This is a genomic window from Acinetobacter uliginosus, assembly GCF_044130295.1.
GTDB lineage: Bacteria > Pseudomonadota > Gammaproteobacteria > Pseudomonadales > Moraxellaceae > Acinetobacter.
The window spans coordinates 13,088-29,015 of the sequence record NZ_JBIQOC010000062.1 but is presented as its reverse complement, the minus strand read 5'-3'; the positions used below and the strand labels follow the sequence as shown (position 1 = coordinate 29,015).

The 15,928-nt window shown below is 42.6% G+C and carries 19 protein-coding genes and 1 pseudogene; 8 read left to right on the top strand and 12 right to left on the bottom strand.

Translation table 11 applies throughout. The features are described 5' to 3' along the window. The 5 genes and pseudogenes from ACE01T_RS12270 to ACE01T_RS12250 form a co-directional block, all read left to right on the top strand. A pseudogene (locus ACE01T_RS12270) lies at positions 1-98 on the top strand (IS5/IS1182 family transposase); the annotation flags it as partial. 180 nt (positions 99-278) lie between these two features. Next, the gene (locus ACE01T_RS12265; protein ID WP_180042914.1) at positions 279-821 is read left to right on the top strand and encodes a hypothetical protein; all 543 of its coding nucleotides are present in this window, start codon (positions 279-281) and stop codon (positions 819-821) included. Positions 822-972: 151 nt separating this feature from the next. Beyond that, on the top strand, positions 973-1,518 hold the full coding sequence (locus ACE01T_RS12260; protein ID WP_395519345.1) for a glutathione peroxidase: 546 nt from the start codon (positions 973-975) through the stop codon (positions 1,516-1,518). Between the two features lie 489 nt (positions 1,519-2,007). Then, positions 2,008-2,391 (top strand): RcnB family protein, encoded by a 384-nt coding sequence (locus ACE01T_RS12255; RefSeq protein ID WP_395519344.1) that lies wholly within the window; start codon positions 2,008-2,010, stop codon positions 2,389-2,391. Between the two features lie 160 nt (positions 2,392-2,551). Next, positions 2,552-3,160 carry a hypothetical protein gene (locus tag ACE01T_RS12250; protein ID WP_180042911.1) on the top strand — a complete coding sequence of 203 codons (609 nt, stop codon included), beginning with the start codon at positions 2,552-2,554 and terminating at the stop codon, positions 3,158-3,160. A 76-nt stretch (positions 3,161-3,236) separates the two neighbouring features. Here the strand turns inward: ACE01T_RS12250 and adhP are convergent, their stop codons facing one another. After that, on the bottom strand, positions 3,237-4,268 hold the full coding sequence (adhP, locus tag ACE01T_RS12245; protein WP_395519343.1) for an alcohol dehydrogenase AdhP: 1,032 nt from the start codon (positions 4,266-4,268) through the stop codon (positions 3,237-3,239). A 387-nt stretch (positions 4,269-4,655) separates the two neighbouring features. Next, positions 4,656-4,949 carry a hypothetical protein gene (locus tag ACE01T_RS12240; RefSeq protein WP_180042909.1) on the bottom strand — a complete coding sequence of 98 codons (294 nt, stop codon included), beginning with the start codon at positions 4,947-4,949 and terminating at the stop codon, positions 4,656-4,658. A 354-nt stretch (positions 4,950-5,303) separates the two neighbouring features. Between ACE01T_RS12240 and ACE01T_RS12235 the strand changes: the two genes are divergently transcribed. Continuing rightward, positions 5,304-6,242, top strand: coding sequence for a hypothetical protein (locus tag ACE01T_RS12235; protein WP_395519342.1), 939 nt, complete (start codon positions 5,304-5,306; stop codon positions 6,240-6,242). 70 nt (positions 6,243-6,312) lie between these two features. Here ACE01T_RS12235 and ACE01T_RS12230 read toward each other — a convergent pair whose 3' ends face one another. The 10 genes from ACE01T_RS12230 to ACE01T_RS12185 all read right to left on the bottom strand — a co-directional run bounded on the left by ACE01T_RS12230 (position 6,313) and on the right by ACE01T_RS12185 (position 14,525). Then, a complete protein-coding gene (locus tag ACE01T_RS12230) occupies positions 6,313-6,732 on the bottom strand; it encodes a F0F1 ATP synthase subunit epsilon (protein WP_086176470.1) in 420 nt (139 codons plus the stop codon). Positions 6,733-6,758: 26 nt separating this feature from the next. Further along, positions 6,759-8,153 carry a F0F1 ATP synthase subunit beta gene (gene atpD, locus ACE01T_RS12225; RefSeq protein ID WP_300045719.1) on the bottom strand — a complete coding sequence of 465 codons (1,395 nt, stop codon included), beginning with the start codon at positions 8,151-8,153 and terminating at the stop codon, positions 6,759-6,761. A 29-nt stretch (positions 8,154-8,182) separates the two neighbouring features. Next, positions 8,183-9,052: a F0F1 ATP synthase subunit gamma gene (gene atpG, locus ACE01T_RS12220; RefSeq protein WP_086196638.1), complete on the bottom strand. Its 870-nt coding sequence runs from the start codon at positions 9,050-9,052 to the stop codon at positions 8,183-8,185. Positions 9,053-9,140: 88 nt separating this feature from the next. Further along, positions 9,141-10,685 carry a F0F1 ATP synthase subunit alpha gene (atpA, locus tag ACE01T_RS12215; RefSeq protein WP_086196639.1) on the bottom strand — a complete coding sequence of 515 codons (1,545 nt, stop codon included), beginning with the start codon at positions 10,683-10,685 and terminating at the stop codon, positions 9,141-9,143. Between the two features lie 63 nt (positions 10,686-10,748). Then, positions 10,749-11,285, bottom strand: coding sequence for a F0F1 ATP synthase subunit delta (locus tag ACE01T_RS12210; protein WP_166171993.1), 537 nt, complete (start codon positions 11,283-11,285; stop codon positions 10,749-10,751). Between the two features lie 12 nt (positions 11,286-11,297). Continuing rightward, positions 11,298-11,768, bottom strand: a complete 471-nt coding sequence (locus ACE01T_RS12205; protein ID WP_086196641.1) for a F0F1 ATP synthase subunit B — start codon at positions 11,766-11,768, stop codon at positions 11,298-11,300. Positions 11,769-11,806: 38 nt separating this feature from the next. Then, complete coding sequence (gene atpE / locus ACE01T_RS12200) at positions 11,807-12,052, bottom strand: F0F1 ATP synthase subunit C (protein WP_000424060.1); 246 nt, start codon at positions 12,050-12,052, stop codon at positions 11,807-11,809. Positions 12,053-12,134: 82 nt separating this feature from the next. Beyond that, positions 12,135-13,010, bottom strand: coding sequence for a F0F1 ATP synthase subunit A (gene atpB, locus ACE01T_RS12195; protein WP_086176476.1), 876 nt, complete (start codon positions 13,008-13,010; stop codon positions 12,135-12,137). A 111-nt stretch (positions 13,011-13,121) separates the two neighbouring features. Then, entirely contained in the window at positions 13,122-13,514 is a 393-nt protein-coding gene (locus tag ACE01T_RS12190) for an ATP synthase subunit I (protein WP_092820019.1), read from the bottom strand. A 171-nt stretch (positions 13,515-13,685) separates the two neighbouring features. Further along, a complete protein-coding gene (locus ACE01T_RS12185) occupies positions 13,686-14,525 on the bottom strand; it encodes a metal ABC transporter solute-binding protein, Zn/Mn family (protein ID WP_300045735.1) in 840 nt (279 codons plus the stop codon). A gap of 140 nt (positions 14,526-14,665) precedes the next feature. On the opposite strand from ACE01T_RS12185, the gene ACE01T_RS12180 reads away from it, so the two are divergent. Beyond that, positions 14,666-15,163, top strand: a complete 498-nt coding sequence (locus ACE01T_RS12180) for a transcriptional repressor (RefSeq protein ID WP_300045737.1) — start codon at positions 14,666-14,668, stop codon at positions 15,161-15,163. Beyond that, complete coding sequence (gene znuC / locus ACE01T_RS12175) at positions 15,136-15,927, top strand: zinc ABC transporter ATP-binding protein ZnuC (protein WP_300045740.1); 792 nt, start codon at positions 15,136-15,138, stop codon at positions 15,925-15,927. The genes ACE01T_RS12180 and znuC overlap by 28 nt, the downstream gene beginning before the upstream one ends. Position 15,928 lies beyond the last annotated feature (1 nt).

The window sequence follows — 15,928 nt, the reverse complement described above, 5'->3', positions numbered from 1 at the left end:
GGCTCTGGAAAAACTGTGAAAAGCATCTAAATACGAGCCTTCAGTTCATTAATTTAGCCTTTTTAAGGCTACTTTTGCATAGAAAATATTCTGGATAGGTTCTTAAATAACGGCTTTGCAATTTGCAGCAGCTTAACAACAAAAATGTCCTAGTTACGGGCTAAAGTCCTATGCCATTTTGATGGCAGCACTCTATTAAAGGGAGTCTCTAGCATATATTTCTTAACGTCTTTAATGTTTTAGGTCTGATGTTGTCATTGGATCTATAAGGATGCGATATGAAAACACTATTACTGGCTTCACTCTGTGTTGCAGCTCTGGCATTAACAGCCTGTGATAAAAAACCCAATGAAGCACCCACATCGTCAGCAGCTACAAGCGCTTCCCCTGCAAGTACACAACCTGCAACCGCAGTGCTAAGTACAAACAATATCAAAGATATTAAAAATGATTTAATTGAAATCCAGACCCTCTCCCAAAATCGCTCCAAAGAGGCTTTAGACTTGCAAAATAAAGCTAATCAGGCTGCGCAAAAAAATGATAAAGTCGCACTAAATACGATCGTTGCAGAAATGAAGACCTATATTGCGAACTTTAACCGGGATCTGGATGCTTTAGCCCTGAAAAGTACCGAGCTAGACAAAGTACGTAGCAAAATTAAAGAATCCAATAATCTGGGTATCGAACTTTCTGAAGAAAGTATTGCCGAAAAACCGGATATGAAAAAAATTGCTGAACTGCGAGACCGGGCAACGCAATTGCAAAAAGAACTGGTCGCCGACATGCAGGCTCTGGAAAACAAAGTCAAAACTGCACAATAAGGTATTGCATGATAAAAACAGGTCGATTGGCCTGTTTTTATTTACCCTGCATGAAAGATTACCATCCAGATCTCAATAAAGACTTGTCGATCGACACAATAAGCTTTAAAACAAAGCAGTCATTCAAATTCAAATATTCAAGGACTTTCTCATGAGCCAATCTGTTTATGATATTCCGGTCAAGACCATTGCCGGCCAGGACATCACCTTAAATCAATATGCAGGCAAAGTATTGCTGTTGGTGAATGTCGCCTCTAAATGCGGTTTAACCCCGCAATATGAAGGCTTAGAAAAACTGTATAAAGAAAAGAAAGACCAAGGGCTGGAAATTTTAGGTTTTCCTGCCAATAATTTCCTGGCTCAGGAACCGGGTTCTGATGCAGAAATCCAGGAATTTTGTTCTTTGAATTATCAGGTGGATTTTCCGCTATTTTCTAAAATTTCCGTAGCAGGTGAAGATAAGCATCCACTTTATCAAACCCTGACTCAGGCCATTCCTGAACGTATTGGCGAAGGACCTTGGTGGAAAGATCTGGTCGATTATGGCCTGACTCCAAATGAGCCGCCTGAAGTGTTATGGAACTTTGAAAAATTCCTGATTAATAAAAAAGGGGAAGTGGTAGCCCGCTTTGCACCAGACATCACAGCGGATGATCAACGTATTGTCGATGCGATTAATGCTGAACTTGCCAAATAAAAGTATGCTCTAAACCGGCCGGCTCAACTTGTTTAATTCAGGCTGAAGTCGGCTTTATTTTTCTCTAATCATTTTAACTTTCAAAAAACTGTCCAGACATAAGTCTGTTGAACATGACCCAAAACTGAACGAACATCAGGCTATTTCTATCAGCAATTTTTATCATCATATCGGTGAAATAACCTGCCGCATGAATGAGATGCCAGGCAAAATCATCACCAGACAGAACACGCTACTGACGAATAATGAAAGCCGATTGCCCTAGCACTTTGAAAAATTTCCGATCAGCCAGCAAAGGGACATCGGAGCTGGTTGTCCCCAGAAATTAGCAGATTCAAATCAAGGAAGGAATTCAGAGAGTTGCATGCCATTCATGCTTCAGAGCAGGCAGCAAATTACATTTATACAATAGATTATTCACGTTTTCTCTTTAACTTAAAGGTGAAATAAAAATATTGGCTGACAGCTATTTTAAGCGTAGGTAAACCCATGAAAAAACTAGTACATGCTGGACTCTTTGCTTTAACCACTACCGTGCTGGCAGCACCTGCAGCAATCGCTGCGCCACCTGCTCATGCCCATGAAAATAACAACCATGCCCAAAATATGCATCCGGGTGACGCACATGGCCAACAGCACGCTGAACAGCGTCATCATGAAGTCGTACAAAATCGGGTTTTAAAACCATCCCGCGACTGGAAGGCCGGTCAAGCCCTGCCTTCACATTATTATGGTAAAGGCTATGCAATTGATCATAAGCGTTATAAAAATCTGAGTAAACCGGGCAAAAACCAGCGATGGATTCGCGTCAATGGCGACTATGTACTGATTAACACGCTCAATCACAGTATTGTGAAAATTATGACAAATTGAGCTTAGTCATTTATGTAAAGTTAAGAGCGCTGCAGCGCTCTTTTTAATAACTCAAGCGCTTATATTCAAAATATTCGTTATGACTTTGCAACAATTAGTTTTTTCTCCACATTCTGTCCCTATATTGTGAGGTATTGATTGAAGCTAAAATGAAAGAGATATGAAAAAATTCATCCAAAATGCGGTTTCTCCTTTTGTGATGTTTAGTGCGGGCCTTTTGCTGATTGGTTGTGAACAAGCCAGTACACCGGATTCAACTGAAAATGAAACATCCAGCGAAGTCTCCGAACAGGTCTCTACCCCGTCAGCTACAGAAGCCTCAGCTAATAAAACCGAACTGAAAAGCGGAAACATGTTTTATATTGTCCGCGATGTTGCCGATATGCAATTGAAAACCGGTGACTATATTGAACAGCTCAAACAGAGCCAATCGGATTTAGAAGCGGCTGTTTCCAATCATGATCAGCAGCAATTACAAAGCACTGCAGAATCCTTAAAAGCCCAGTTAAAAGGTTTTGATCAGGCTCTCAGCAGCTTGAACCTGAAAAGCCAGGAAATTGATTCGATTCGTCAAAATGTAATGCAGGCCAATCAGCAAGTACTAGCCACCCCGTTTTTAAATGGCAAGATCGACTTGACTCAGGTCGATTTCAAGAAAATTGAACAACAAATGGGTACGATCCAGACGGAAATGATTAAACTGGCCGGCATGATGATTCCTGCAGGTCAGCATGATTCAGGTTCAAGTGAATCAGATCAGGAAAGTTAATTCTCCTATAGAGAAAGCCTCTAAAAATAAAGACCAATTCAGCGGTCCTGCAGAATTGGTCTGTTTAAATTGAAGATTAAAGTCTCATATCAATCACGATACGGCCATCAATTTTACCCTGCTCCATACGCTCAAAAATATCGTTAATATTCTCAAGCGGTTCTACATGGATATGCGCCTTGACCTTGCCGCGCGCTGCAATATCCAGTGCTTCTTTCAAGTCCAGACGCGTTCCAACAATCGAGCCGCGCACGGTAATCCCTTCCAGCACCATATTAAAAATCGACAAGTCAAAGGTTCCCGCTGGTAAACCGTTTAAAACCATAGTGCCACCACGACGAACAATTGCCACAGCCTGTTCAAATGCCTTTGGCGATACCGCGGTCACCAAAACACCGTGACAACCCTCACCCGTGGCTTTCATGACTTCTTCCTTGACATCCACTTTCAGGGCATTAATGGTCACATCGGCACCCAAGTTTTTGGCCAATTCCAGTTTAGAATCATCCACATCAATTGCCACCACATTAAAGCCCATGGTCTTGGCATACTGAATTGCCACATGACCTAGGCCACCAATCCCGGAAATGGCGACCCAGTCCCCGGTTTTGGCCTCTGTCATTTTCAAACCTTTATAGACTGTCACGCCAGCACATAAAATCGGAGCAATTTCCAGCAGATCGACACCTTCAGGAATCACGCCGACGTAGTCACTATCTGCCAGACAATATTCAGCAAAACTGCCATTCACCGAATAACCCGAATTTTGCTGTTTCTTGCACAAGGTTTCCCAGCCTGCATAGCAATGATCGCAATGACCACATGCCGAATACAGCCACGGAACACCTACAATATCTCCCACCTTTAAATGCTCTACACCCTCACCGACCTCTATGACTTCACCCACACCTTCATGGCCGGGAACAAAAGGTAAAGTCGGTTTTACCGGCCAATCCCCATGCATGGCATGCAGATCGGTATGACAAACACCTGTTGCAATAATTTTCACCAGTACTTTGCCCGGACTGATTTTCGGAATTTCCAGTTCTTGTATTTGCAGCGGCTGGTTAAATGCCGTAACTACCGCGGCTTTCATTGTATTCGCCATATTGATGTTCTCCATATTACGCATACTGAGAAGACTCTTGTTAGAGGAGCCACAGCCCTACTATATAGAACAATAAATAATCAAAATGAGTGGATTTGTATCGGATTTGATCACTTTAGATGTGTTTGCCGTTCAGCAGTACAAGGTGTGCCGGCTCTAAAATGATTGTTTCTTATTTTGAAGCTGATTTGAAAAAAATCACTGGTAAGACTATAAATAACAGCAAGGCATAGCCGATCTTGCTAAAGTCGGGATTCGGGCAACGGATAAGAACTAGAAATGTCGCGTTTAACTCAGATTATTAATGAGATTTATAGAGAGTAAACAAATTATTAAGGGGGATTTTTCATCTTAGCAACGAGGTTCATTCTTACCGACTCATGGATTTTACTGTACACGCCATTGTTTAAAAGCAGCTTGCATCGCTTGTTTTTCTTTAGATGAGGCTAGACGACTTTCCATAACAGAAAAATCACCTTTATACGCTGCAGCAACCATAGATTTTGCCAGTTCCTCGATACTCTTTCGACCGTACTGTTTATAAGCCAGGATTTCATCTTGCGTTAAAACCAAGTCCCAGCAGGATACGACCGAACTCATATCCACTGCAATGCTGAGATAATAATGCTCAAAGTCTTGGTAAAGTTCCCAAAAGTGCGGTTCATGTTCGATAAGGTTCATCTAAAACCATAAGCGTTCAAAGTAGATACTTTTAATCTATACCCAATACCTGCTTATAAGCTATGCAACTTTAGATATTATTTTTGCACTATTAAAATAAAATAGAAATTGTTTGGCTTGAAATAACCCGGCAAAAGCCAATTTTCCTGAAGTAAAAACATGCGCATGGGTAATCTAAAAAGGTAGAGATATAAGCTGGAAGTAAGATCGAATGAAATTTTAAGTTAAAAATAGAACGGTGCTCTGTGTTCTATTCTCCCTCTATACAATTGATGTTTTTATAAAAAAACATTATCCACTTCTCATTTTTCCTATAATATGTACAAATAGCAAACACAAAAAATATTTTATAATATGAAAAAAATTATTCTTGTGGTGGTCTGTTTAGCAATCATGGCGTATGGCGTGTTGCATTTCATCATGCCTGAAAAAGCTATGCCACGCTTAAATCAATTTTTTTCTCACCCTATAAAAGATGTTCAACTGATTCAAGACTGGCTCAAACATAATCAACAACAGCAGTTGTTATTGGTTGATGTGATCCAACCGGTCAGTCCAAAGCAAACTGGTCCTTATGTTGAATATATCAAACAACGAATTGAATTGAATCAACAAAATATTCAGCGTATTAAGCTCAGTCACTACAAAAGCAAAGCATTTAAAGAAATTCAACAGCTGGAAATTCACGCCTTGCAGCAATGGAATAATCTCCATCAAAGCAATATTGTTGATGCTTTTGAACAGCAACAACGTTTTTTAGATTTGCCCATGAAAGAATTGGAACAACTGGACACTGAAGCACGTTACGCACTTCAACAACAAGAAATGAGCGTATTGCAACGGCTACAACAGTTGGTCCAGCAAAACAGCGATTATGTTGCAGATATTGACCATAACCTGCTTGGTGACTGGCTTGACTACCATTTGATGCAACATGAAATTCACCCGATCATTGTCGAAGGGCAAAGTCCTTCCTCCACTGACCCAGATGATCGTTTAGAAGCATTACAAGATTTGCAACTGTATAAACGTTTTCAGCCAGATACAGATGAATATAAATACATCATGGCTCTTTTAACTCAGCTTTGGCATGTTGAATATCCCACTTCATCCAATCTAGCCACAGCAAACCCGCAACCGATTTCATATGCTGATCAATCCGGAGAAGAAATTATCGTTCCGGAAGATACACCAAAAGCTGAAAAATTGAAGCAACTGATTAAGACACAAGATGACAAAGTGAGTGATATGTTGTTCGGTCAACTCAGACAGGCTTTCTTTAAAGAAAAATAGAATTAAATATAGAAAATTTAAAAATAAAAAAACCACCCTTTCGGGTGGTTTTTCAATCTCGAACCGTGTCTTATTGAGCGCGGTTTTTGATTTTGCGGATGGTTTCCAGCTGAGCAGCAGTTTCTGCAAGAGCAGCCAAAGCAGCAGCAGAGTCCAAATCGCTCTTTTGATTCGCAAGCAATTGTTCAGCATTTTTACGTGCTTCAATAATTGCAGCTTCATCTAAGTTTTCTGCACGGACTGCAGTATCTGCAAGAACCGTAACAACATGCGGTTGAACTTCTAAAACACCACCAGATACATAGATTAATTCTTCTGTACCGTTTTCAAGCAGAACGCGGATTGCGCCCGGCTTGAGCAAAGTTACTAGCGGAGCATGGCCAGGCATAATACCCAACTCACCGCCAGCACCTTTAGCAATTAGCATAGTTACAGTGCCTGAGTACAAAGACTCTTTAACACTTACAACGTCACATTGCATAGTTGACATGAGAATCTCCTAAATTAGGTAACTAATTAAAGTTTCTCAGCTTTAGCAATAACTTCGTCAATACCACCAACCATGTAGAACGCTTGTTCTGGAATGTGGTCGTATTCACCAGCTAGAAGACCTTTAAAGCCACGAATTGTTTCTTTAAGCGGTACAAGTTTACCAGGAGCACCAGTAAACACTTCAGCTACGTGGAACGGTTGAGAGAAGAAACGTTGGATCTTACGTGCACGGTATACAGTAAGTTTGTCTTCTTCAGCTAACTCGTCCATACCAAGAATCGCGATGATGTCTTTCAATTCTTTATAACGTTGAAGAACGTTTTGAACTGAACGAGCAATCTCGTAATGCTCAGTACCCACTACTAATGGATCTAACTGACGTGAAGTAGAGTCAAGTGGATCGATCGCTGGGTAAATACCAGAAGATGCGATGTCACGGCTCAATACTACAGTTGCGTCCAAGTGAGCGAATGTAGTTGCAGGCGATGGATCTGTTAAGTCATCGGCAGGTACATATACCGCTTGGATAGATGTAATCGAACCAGACTTAGTAGAAGTAATACGTTCTTGAAGAACACCCATCTCTTCTGCAAGAGTCGGTTGGTAACCTACTGCAGATGGCATACGACCTAGAAGTGCTGATACTTCAGTACCTGCTAGTGTATAACGGTAGATGTTGTCTACGAACAATAGTACGTCACGGCCTTTACCGTTTTCGTCTTTCTCGTCACGGAAGTACTCAGCCATAGTCAAACCAGTCAACGCTACGCGTAAACGGTTACCCGGTGGCTCGTTCATCTGACCGTAAACCATCGCTACTTTGTCAAGTACGTTAGAGTCTTTCATCTCGTGATAGAAGTCGTTACCTTCACGAGTACGCTCACCAACACCAGCAAATACAGATAAACCTGAGTGTGCTTTAGCGATGTTGTTGATCAACTCCATCATGTTTACAGTTTTACCAACACCGGCACCACCGAACAGACCAACTTTACCACCTTTAGCGAACGGGCAAAGTAAGTCGATGACTTTAATACCAGTTTCTAAAAGGTCAGTAGATGCTGCTTGTTCAGCATAAGAAGGTGCTTGACGGTGAATCGGCAAACGTTCTTCAGTGGCAACTGGACCAGCTTCGTCGATAGGGCGACCAAGAACGTCCATGATACGACCTAAACATGCAGTACCTACAGGTACAGAGATAGGCGCGCCAGTGTTAGTTACGTTCAAACCACGCTTAAGGCCTTCAGTAGAACCCATTGCAATAGTACGAACTACGCCATCACCAAGTTGTTGCTGAACTTCTAATGTAGTTTCAGTGCCATCAACGTGGAGAGCGTCATAGATCTTAGGAACGCTGTTACGTTCAAACTCGACGTCGATAACCGCGCCGATGATCTGAATGATACGACCGCTACTCATTGCTGTCTCCTCAATTCAAACTAATAATGTTAAACGGCAGCGGCACCACCAACGATCTCAGAAATTTCCTGAGTAATCGCGGCTTGACGCAGCTTGTTATAAATAAGTTGTAGGCTCTTGATCAGCTCACCCGCGTTATCCGTTGCAGCTTTCATTGCAACCATACGTGCAGACTGTTCACACGCGATGTTTTCAATCACGCCTTGATAAACCATAGACTCGATGTAACGAACCAATAAACCATTTAAAAGCTCTTCAGCTTCTGGTTCATAGATATAGTCCCAACCGTATTGACGGTTCAAACCTTCGCTTTCTTCAGCAGCTGCTAAAGGAACGAGTTGTTCGATCTTTTGGTTTTGAGTCATGGCATTGACAAAGCCGTTTGACACCAGATAAATACGATCTAACTCGCCTTTATCGTAAGCGTCCAACATCACCTGTACAGAACCAGTTAACTGTTCAAGACTTGGCGCATCACCTACGTTTGTAGTTGCACCAAGCACTTTACCGCCGTAGTTTTTAAAAAACGAAACCGCTTTTTGACCAATTAAAGCAAATTGAACTTCAATTGACTGCTCTTGTTGCTGTTGAACGTGTTTAACCACTTTCTTGAACAAGTTAATGTTCAAACCACCAGCAAGGCCGCGATCTGATGACACAATGATATAGCCAACGCGCTTAACCGGGCGTTCAACCATATAACGGTGTTTGTATTCAGGATTCGCTTGGACCAAGTGAGCAATTACACGGTGCATATTTTCGGCATACGGACGGCCTTGAGCCATGCGCTCTTGCGCACGACGCATCTTAGAAGCTGCTACCATCTGCATCGCGCGAGTAATTTTCTGCGTGCTTTTGATACTAGCTACTTTGGCGCGAATTTCTTTTAAATTTGCCATACGCTTAACCTAATATTCGAAGGCTCTTTCGAGCCCTCGAAGGTTGATTCCGTGAACCAAACCAACACTAATCTAGCAAGTTGCTAAATTAGTAAGTTTGAGTCGCTTTGAACTTTTCAATACCAGCTTTGAATTCAGCTTCGATATCTTTGTCCCAAGCACCAGTCTCGTCAATTTTTTGCATTACTGCAGCGTGTTCTGAACGGAAGTAAGCAATTAACGCAGCATCAAATGCAACGATTTTCTTCACTTCAACGTCAGCCATGTAGCCTTCGTTAGATGCATAAATTGAAACAGCCTGGTCAGCAATTGAGTAAGGAGCATATTGTTTTTGCTTCATTAACTCAGTTACACGTTGACCATGTTCAAGTTGCTTACGAGTTGCTTCGTCAAGGTCAGAAGCGAACTGAGCAAACGCTGCCAATTCACGATATTGCGCCAAAGCGGTACGGATACCACCAGACAATTTCTTGATGATCTTGGTTTGAGCAGAACCACCAACACGAGATACAGAGATACCCGCGTTCACAGCAGGACGGATACCTGCGTTGAACAATGATGTTTCAAGGAAGATCTGACCATCAGTAATCGAAATTACGTTGGTTGGTACGAATGCAGATACGTCACCGGCTTGAGTTTCAATAATCGGCAATGCAGTTAATGAACCAGTTTGGCCTTTAACTTCACCATTAGTGAATTTCTCAACGTAGTCAGCAGATACACGAGAAGCACGTTCAAGTAAACGGCTGTGTAAATAGAATACGTCACCAGGATATGCTTCACGACCTGGTGGACGACGTAAAAGCAATGAAATTTGACGGTAAGCAACAGCTTGTTTAGACAAGTCATCATAAATGATAAGCGCGTCTTCACCGCGGTCACGGAAGTACTCACCCATTGTACAGCCAGCATAAGGAGCTAGATACTGCATTGCTGCAGGATCAGCTGCAGCTGCAGCTACAACAGTTGTGTACGCCATAGCGCCAGTTTCTTCAAGCTTGCGTACTACGTTAGCAATAGTCGATTGTTTTTGACCAATAGCTACGTATACACATTTAATGCCAGAGTTTTTCTGAGCGATGATCGCATCGATCGCCATTGCTGTTTTACCAGTTTGACGGTCACCAATGATCAACTCACGTTGACCACGGCCTACAGGGATCATTGTATCTACTGATTTATAACCAGTTTGTACAGGTTCATCCACTGATTGACGCCAAATTACACCTGGTGCTACTTTTTCAACAGCATCAGTAAGTTTTGCATCAATAGGGCCTTTACCATCAATCGGGTTACCCAAAGCATCTACTACACGGCCTAAAAGTTCTGGACCAACCGGAACTTCTAATACACGACCTGTGCAACGCGCTTTTTGACCTTCTTGAAGGCTTAAGTAGTTACCTAAGACAACGGCACCCACTGAATCCTGTTCTAGGTTCAGTGCCATACCAAATAAGCCGCCGTCGAATTCGATCATTTCACCGTACATTGCATCAGCAAGGCCGTGAATACGCACAATACCGTCGGAAACCATAACAATGGTCCCTTCGTTCTTAGCGGTCGCGCTGGTGTCCAGATCGCCGATACGCTGTTTAATGAGCGCACTGATCTCGGATGGATTCAGTTGTTGCATTGCGCTATACCTCAATCTTTTTAAAGTTCAGTCTTCTTTTACGCAGTAATTTTTTATAAATAATTACGCAAGAAGACGAGTCCGCATTTTTTCAAGCTTGTTAAGCGCAGAATCATCTATCACTTGGTCGCCTGCACGAATAACTACACCAGCAATTAATTCTGGTTTAACTTCTACAGAAACATTTACCGCAGCGTTAAAGCGTTTTTTCAACGCATCTGCAAGTAGTTGTTCTTGTGTAGAAGACAATGGGAATGCTGATTCAATCACAACATCCACAGTGTTGTTATTCTGTGATTTGAGCTGTTCGTATTCTGTTTCAATTTCAGGAAGAAGAGTCAAACGGTCATTTTCAGCAAGCAATGTCAAAAAGTTTGACACTGCTGCGGTTTGATCTTCACCTAAAACTTTAGCAAAAACACTTACCTGCTCTGCAGGAGTAAGCTCAGGGCGATTTAAGTAAGCTGAAAATGCTTCGTCTTGCACCGCAGCACTGAGCAAAGTTAATGCATTTGACCAAGCGTCAGTTGCACCTTGCTCAGAAGCGTAAGCAAATGCTGCTTTAGCGTATGGGCGTGCCAACGTCAAGAGTTCAGCCATAATCCGCCTCTCTTAAAGTTTAGCAGCCAGCTGAGTCAGCATGGCATTGTGAGCTTCTGCGTCAACTTGCTGGGTCAGAATTTTTTCTGCACCAATCACTGCAAGAGCAGCAACTTGTTGACGTAATTCTTCGCGAGCAGCATTGATTTCAGTATCAACAGCTTCTTTCGCTTGTTGACGAATACGCTCACCTTCAGCAGCTGCTTGAGTACGCGCTTCTTCTACCAATTGCGCACCGCGACGGTTCGCTTGTTCGATCAATTGAGCCGCTTGTGCTTTAGCTGCGTCTAATTCAGCTTTCACTTGAGCTTGCGCATCGGCAAGGTCAGCTTTTGCTTTTTCAGCAGCGTTTAAGCCATCAGCGATTTTACGCTGACGCTCACTAATCGCATTGATTAGTGGTGGCCATACAAACTTCATGCAGAATGCGACGAAAATCGCAAATGCAATCGCTTGGCCAATCAATGTGAGGTTGATATTCATTGCTATTCCTCAATGGTTTAATTTAGGAATTAAGCTGATTAACCTACAAATGGATTAGCGAAGATGAAGAACAAGCCAATACCAACACCGATCATAGGCACAGCATCAAGAAGACCCGCGATTAAGAACATACGAGTTTGAAGTTGTGGAGCCAATTCTGGTTGACGAGCTACAGCTTCAAGGAAACGGCCGCCTAAAAGACCAAAACCAATCGCAGTACCTAAAGCACCAAAAGCGATCAAGATAGCAGATGCAATTGCAACTAGACCTAAAGTGAGTTCCATGATAATTCCTCAGAGGTTAGGTATATACCAAATTAAAGTAAAAAATTAAGCCCAACCATCCTTTGACAGTCAGGCAATACCATTAATGTTTTTCGCTAGCCATACTCAAGTATACGATAGTCAGCATCATGAAAATGAATGCTTGTAACGTAATAACAAGAATGTGGAAGATCGCCCAAGGCACAGACAACGCCCACTGGATCCAGAACGGTAATAATGCGATGAGGATGAAAATTAACTCACCTGCATACATGTTACCGAAAAGTCGTAGAGCCAATGAAACTGGACGTGCAAGGAATGTTACGAGTTCCAGAATCAAGTTCACTGGAATGAGCAACGCTTTTGCAACTGGGTTACTTGGGTTAAATGGGTTGAGTGCTAACTCGCCGACGAAACCGCCGATGCCCTTTTCACGAATGCTATAGAACAAGATAAGCACAAATACCGACAATGACATACCAAGGGTAACGTTAGGGTCAGTAGATGGAACAATCTTGAAGTAAACGTGATGCGGGTCCATACCAAATACGTTTGAACCAATAATTCCTGCAAGATGCGGGATGAAATCCACTGGAAGTAAATCCATCGCATTCATCAGGAAAATCCACACAAAAATTGTGAGGGCTAAAGGCGCAATTAAGCGTGATTTGCCATGGAAAGTGTCGCGGACACTTGAGTCAACAAACTCGATGATCATTTCGATTGCAGACTGGAACTTGGTAGGAACACCAGCGTTTGCAGCTTTCGCTACTAACCAGAACAACAAACAGAAAACCACACCGAGAGTGATAGACCAACCCATTGAATCCAAGTGAATAGCAGTGAACCCCATCTGTTGAGCTTCATCAGCAGTCTCAGCCAATTTCCAAGAACCATCCGGCATTTTGCCATAGGTTAAATTGGTCAAGTGATGCTTGATGTACTCGGTCGAAGTAAGGGCATGTTCTTCAGCAGCCATAAATCACACCTGGTCAATGTCAAATACTAAATAGAGAGAACGAACATCGCGTGCTGCCTGATATCTCGTTCATCTCCTAAAAAACTTTTCAATTTTTTGTTGTGTTTAAACTTATTTCCGGAGTCGTGACGCCCAAAAAGGTGCGACCCACGTCATCGTCTGAACAAGTATAAATCCACAAAACAATGCCACCGCTGACAACGGTTTGACAGTGCTTAAAATTAAAATGAAACCAACAATCACAATTGCAAACTTGCCCATCAAGCCTCTATACATGTTCGAAAGAACCTGTTTTGAAGCTCGCGCACCTGCGGCTCGAAACGATTGCCAAGAAAAATAACAACTTGCAAGCCAACACACCAACGCACCAAGTGCGGCACTGTAAGCTGCAGTTGAGTCTTTCACGACCCACGCTATCAAGGCTGAAACAGGAATCATGCATGCTTGTAAAATGACTAAAGCTTTCGCTAATCGTCGGTCAATCATGCGACTAGTTCGGCTCATTATTTATTCACTCACAGCATTCATGCTTGACAAATTTAGCTGATGATCGTTTTTAATCGCAGGCATTATAGAGTTACACCCCTGAACATGCAATCTTTTCCCGACCTAAGTCGGATTTTTTTCGTTGCATAAATCGCTTTTGAACTCATCCATTACTGTTTAATTTTTGCATTATTTTCGTGCATTTTGTACACACTTATGGGTTTGTTCGGCAAGTTTTTTCCATGCCAGCACAAAGTCCCCTTCCCTGCCCATACTTTCATCGACCGCCTGGAAGGTCACCGGATTCAACTTCTGGTACTGGTTCTTGCTGGCATGACCTTCTGCCAAAAGGCACATATTGCGACTTGGACGGCTGTCATTTAAATATTTAATTTGAGCCAATGTAGGTGCCACATGGGGATCATCGGTCAATGCACCGGAAAATTTCAGGTTTAAAGCACGTTCCAGATACTGATAGGCATCATGATATGCCCAATAAGGCTTTACTGTTGCATTGTTATTGTATTGTTGTGCACTCAGCAGCATCTCTTGAGCAAAGCGTTTGGCATTGGCCCAGTAGGCTTCTTTATGTTCGGGTAATTGCTGTGAACGCAGGGCTGCAATAAAAAAGCCGATACGTACGGCATTGTTGGGATCTAGCCACACATGTGTATCGACCGTATTGTTCAACGCCACACCACGAGTAGTACGCTGCGGCAGGGTTTGCACAATACCGGAATCTAAAATCGAAATCGCTTTGGGATTATCAGACAACAGCTTATTCAATGGAGCTTCATGTGCCTTACCCAGCCAGATCACCAGTGAGGCATCCAGAATGGCTTTGCGATGCGCTGGCGTCAGGGTAATGTCATGTCCAGACTGATCCCCCAGCAAGAGCACAGGCTTCTCCACGCCCTGAGTCACTTCCTGAGCAATAAGATAAATGGGATGCGTAGAAACCACCAGACTCTGTGTCCAACCAAAGCTACTGAAGAGGGCCAGAGCACAAAATGCAAAGAAACGGGACATGAAGAAAATCACCAAATACTCAATAAGTGTTATAATATAACAAATCGACAAAAATGCCTATGTTTATCGAAACGAGTATCGCTTCATGTTAAGATTTAATGTCCTTTGATTTTTATAAATTTCGCACTTGAGGTTTTGCTATGAGCTTATGTTCGCACGAACATCACAATGCATTACATGGCGTACATGACCATCATAATATAGCAACTCGTCTTGCTGAAGCAGAAAGTCTCTGTGCAACGACTGGCGCACGCTTAACCCCATTACGTAAAGAAGTGCTGGAACTCATTCTAAATGCCAACGCGCCCATGGGTGCCTATGATTTACTGGCTAAAATCAAGAGTGAATCTGACCGTCCTGCTGCACCACCAACGGTATATCGCACTTTGGACTTTTTACTGGAAAAAGGTTTAATCCATCGTTTAACTTCGATTAATGCCTATATTCCATGTTGTCATCCGCGCGAAGGACATCAGGCAGCATTTTTAATTTGTACCGAATGCAAAAATGTTAAAGAGGCCTCTGCTCAGGGGCTATTAAAACAATTAGATGAACTTTCAGCATCAGATCAATTTACTGCACATCACAGTATTATTGAAATTTCCGGGATATGTCAGCAGTGTCGCAACAAACAGTAACAGTCAATCCCCTAATTGCCCTGGATAAAATCAGTGTGCGGATTGATGACCGTGACATTTTGAAAAATGTGGATTTCGCTTTACACGAGCGAGAAATTGTCACCCTGATCGGTCCAAATGGTGCGGGAAAATCTACCCTGATTAAAGTGCTTTTAGGCATTGTGAAAGCCAATTCAGGAAAAATTCATAGCCATAAAAAACTCAAATTTTCCTATGTGCCGCAAAAGTTTAGTCCATCGCATAGCCTGCCTTTGCGGGTGCGGGATTTATTGGCTTTAGAACATTGCGATGCAGATATCAAGGCAGAAATTATTCGTGATACCGGCATTACCAAATTACAGGATTGTAAGGTTCAGCAACTTTCAGGTGGTGAACGGCAACGGGTATTACTGGCACGGGCTTTACTGCGTTTGCCCGATGTACTGGTACTGGATGAACCGATGCAAGGTCTGGATATTCAGTCCGAGGCTGAACTTTATGAATATGTCAGAAGCCTGCCGATCAAATATGGCTGTGCCGTGTTGATGGTCTCACACGACCTGCAATGGGTCATGCAGGGTACACATCGGGTCGTCTGTTTAAATAAACATATTTGCTGTAGCGGCTTGCCGGAAAATGTGCAGCAGCATCCGGAATATCAGGCTATTTTTGGCACCAATCGGGTGTTCTATCAACATCATCATGACCACTGTGCGCATGGTGACAGTGCGACTCCGTGTCAGCATGATCCTCGTCCACATATTCACCCTGAACCGGAAGCTTAAG

Bases quoted from the DNA above. Each gene is read 5' to 3' on its own strand.
- ACE01T_RS12265 (WP_180042914.1), top strand. From the start codon at position 279: ATGAAAACACTATTACTGGCTTCACTCTGTGTTGCAGCTCTGGCATTA.
- ACE01T_RS12260 (WP_395519345.1), top strand. From the start codon at position 973: ATGAGCCAATCTGTTTATGATATTCCGGTCAAGACCATTGCCGGCCAG.
- ACE01T_RS12255 (WP_395519344.1), top strand. From the start codon at position 2,008: ATGAAAAAACTAGTACATGCTGGACTCTTTGCTTTAACCACTACCGTG.
- ACE01T_RS12250 (WP_180042911.1), top strand. From the start codon at position 2,552: ATGAAAAAATTCATCCAAAATGCGGTTTCTCCTTTTGTGATGTTTAGT.
- adhP (WP_395519343.1), bottom strand. From the start codon at position 4,268: ATGGCGAATACAATGAAAGCCGCGGTAGTTACGGCATTTAACCAGCCG.
- ACE01T_RS12240 (WP_180042909.1), bottom strand. From the start codon at position 4,949: ATGAACCTTATCGAACATGAACCGCACTTTTGGGAACTTTACCAAGAC.
- ACE01T_RS12235 (WP_395519342.1), top strand. From the start codon at position 5,304: ATGAAAAAAATTATTCTTGTGGTGGTCTGTTTAGCAATCATGGCGTAT.
- ACE01T_RS12230 (WP_086176470.1), bottom strand. From the start codon at position 6,732: ATGTCAACTATGCAATGTGACGTTGTAAGTGTTAAAGAGTCTTTGTAC.
- atpD (WP_300045719.1), bottom strand. From the start codon at position 8,153: ATGAGTAGCGGTCGTATCATTCAGATCATCGGCGCGGTTATCGACGTC.
- atpG (WP_086196638.1), bottom strand. From the start codon at position 9,052: ATGGCAAATTTAAAAGAAATTCGCGCCAAAGTAGCTAGTATCAAAAGC.
- atpA (WP_086196639.1), bottom strand. From the start codon at position 10,685: ATGCAACAACTGAATCCATCCGAGATCAGTGCGCTCATTAAACAGCGT.
- ACE01T_RS12210 (WP_166171993.1), bottom strand. From the start codon at position 11,285: ATGGCTGAACTCTTGACGTTGGCACGCCCATACGCTAAAGCAGCATTT.
- ACE01T_RS12205 (WP_086196641.1), bottom strand. From the start codon at position 11,768: ATGAATATCAACCTCACATTGATTGGCCAAGCGATTGCATTTGCGATT.
- atpE (WP_000424060.1), bottom strand. From the start codon at position 12,052: ATGGAACTCACTTTAGGTCTAGTTGCAATTGCATCTGCTATCTTGATC.
- atpB (WP_086176476.1), bottom strand. From the start codon at position 13,010: ATGGCTGCTGAAGAACATGCCCTTACTTCGACCGAGTACATCAAGCAT.
- ACE01T_RS12190 (WP_092820019.1), bottom strand. From the start codon at position 13,514: ATGAGCCGAACTAGTCGCATGATTGACCGACGATTAGCGAAAGCTTTA.
- ACE01T_RS12185 (WP_300045735.1), bottom strand. From the start codon at position 14,525: ATGTCCCGTTTCTTTGCATTTTGTGCTCTGGCCCTCTTCAGTAGCTTT.
- ACE01T_RS12180 (WP_300045737.1), top strand. From the start codon at position 14,666: ATGAGCTTATGTTCGCACGAACATCACAATGCATTACATGGCGTACAT.
- znuC (WP_300045740.1), top strand. From the start codon at position 15,136: ATGTCAGCAGTGTCGCAACAAACAGTAACAGTCAATCCCCTAATTGCC.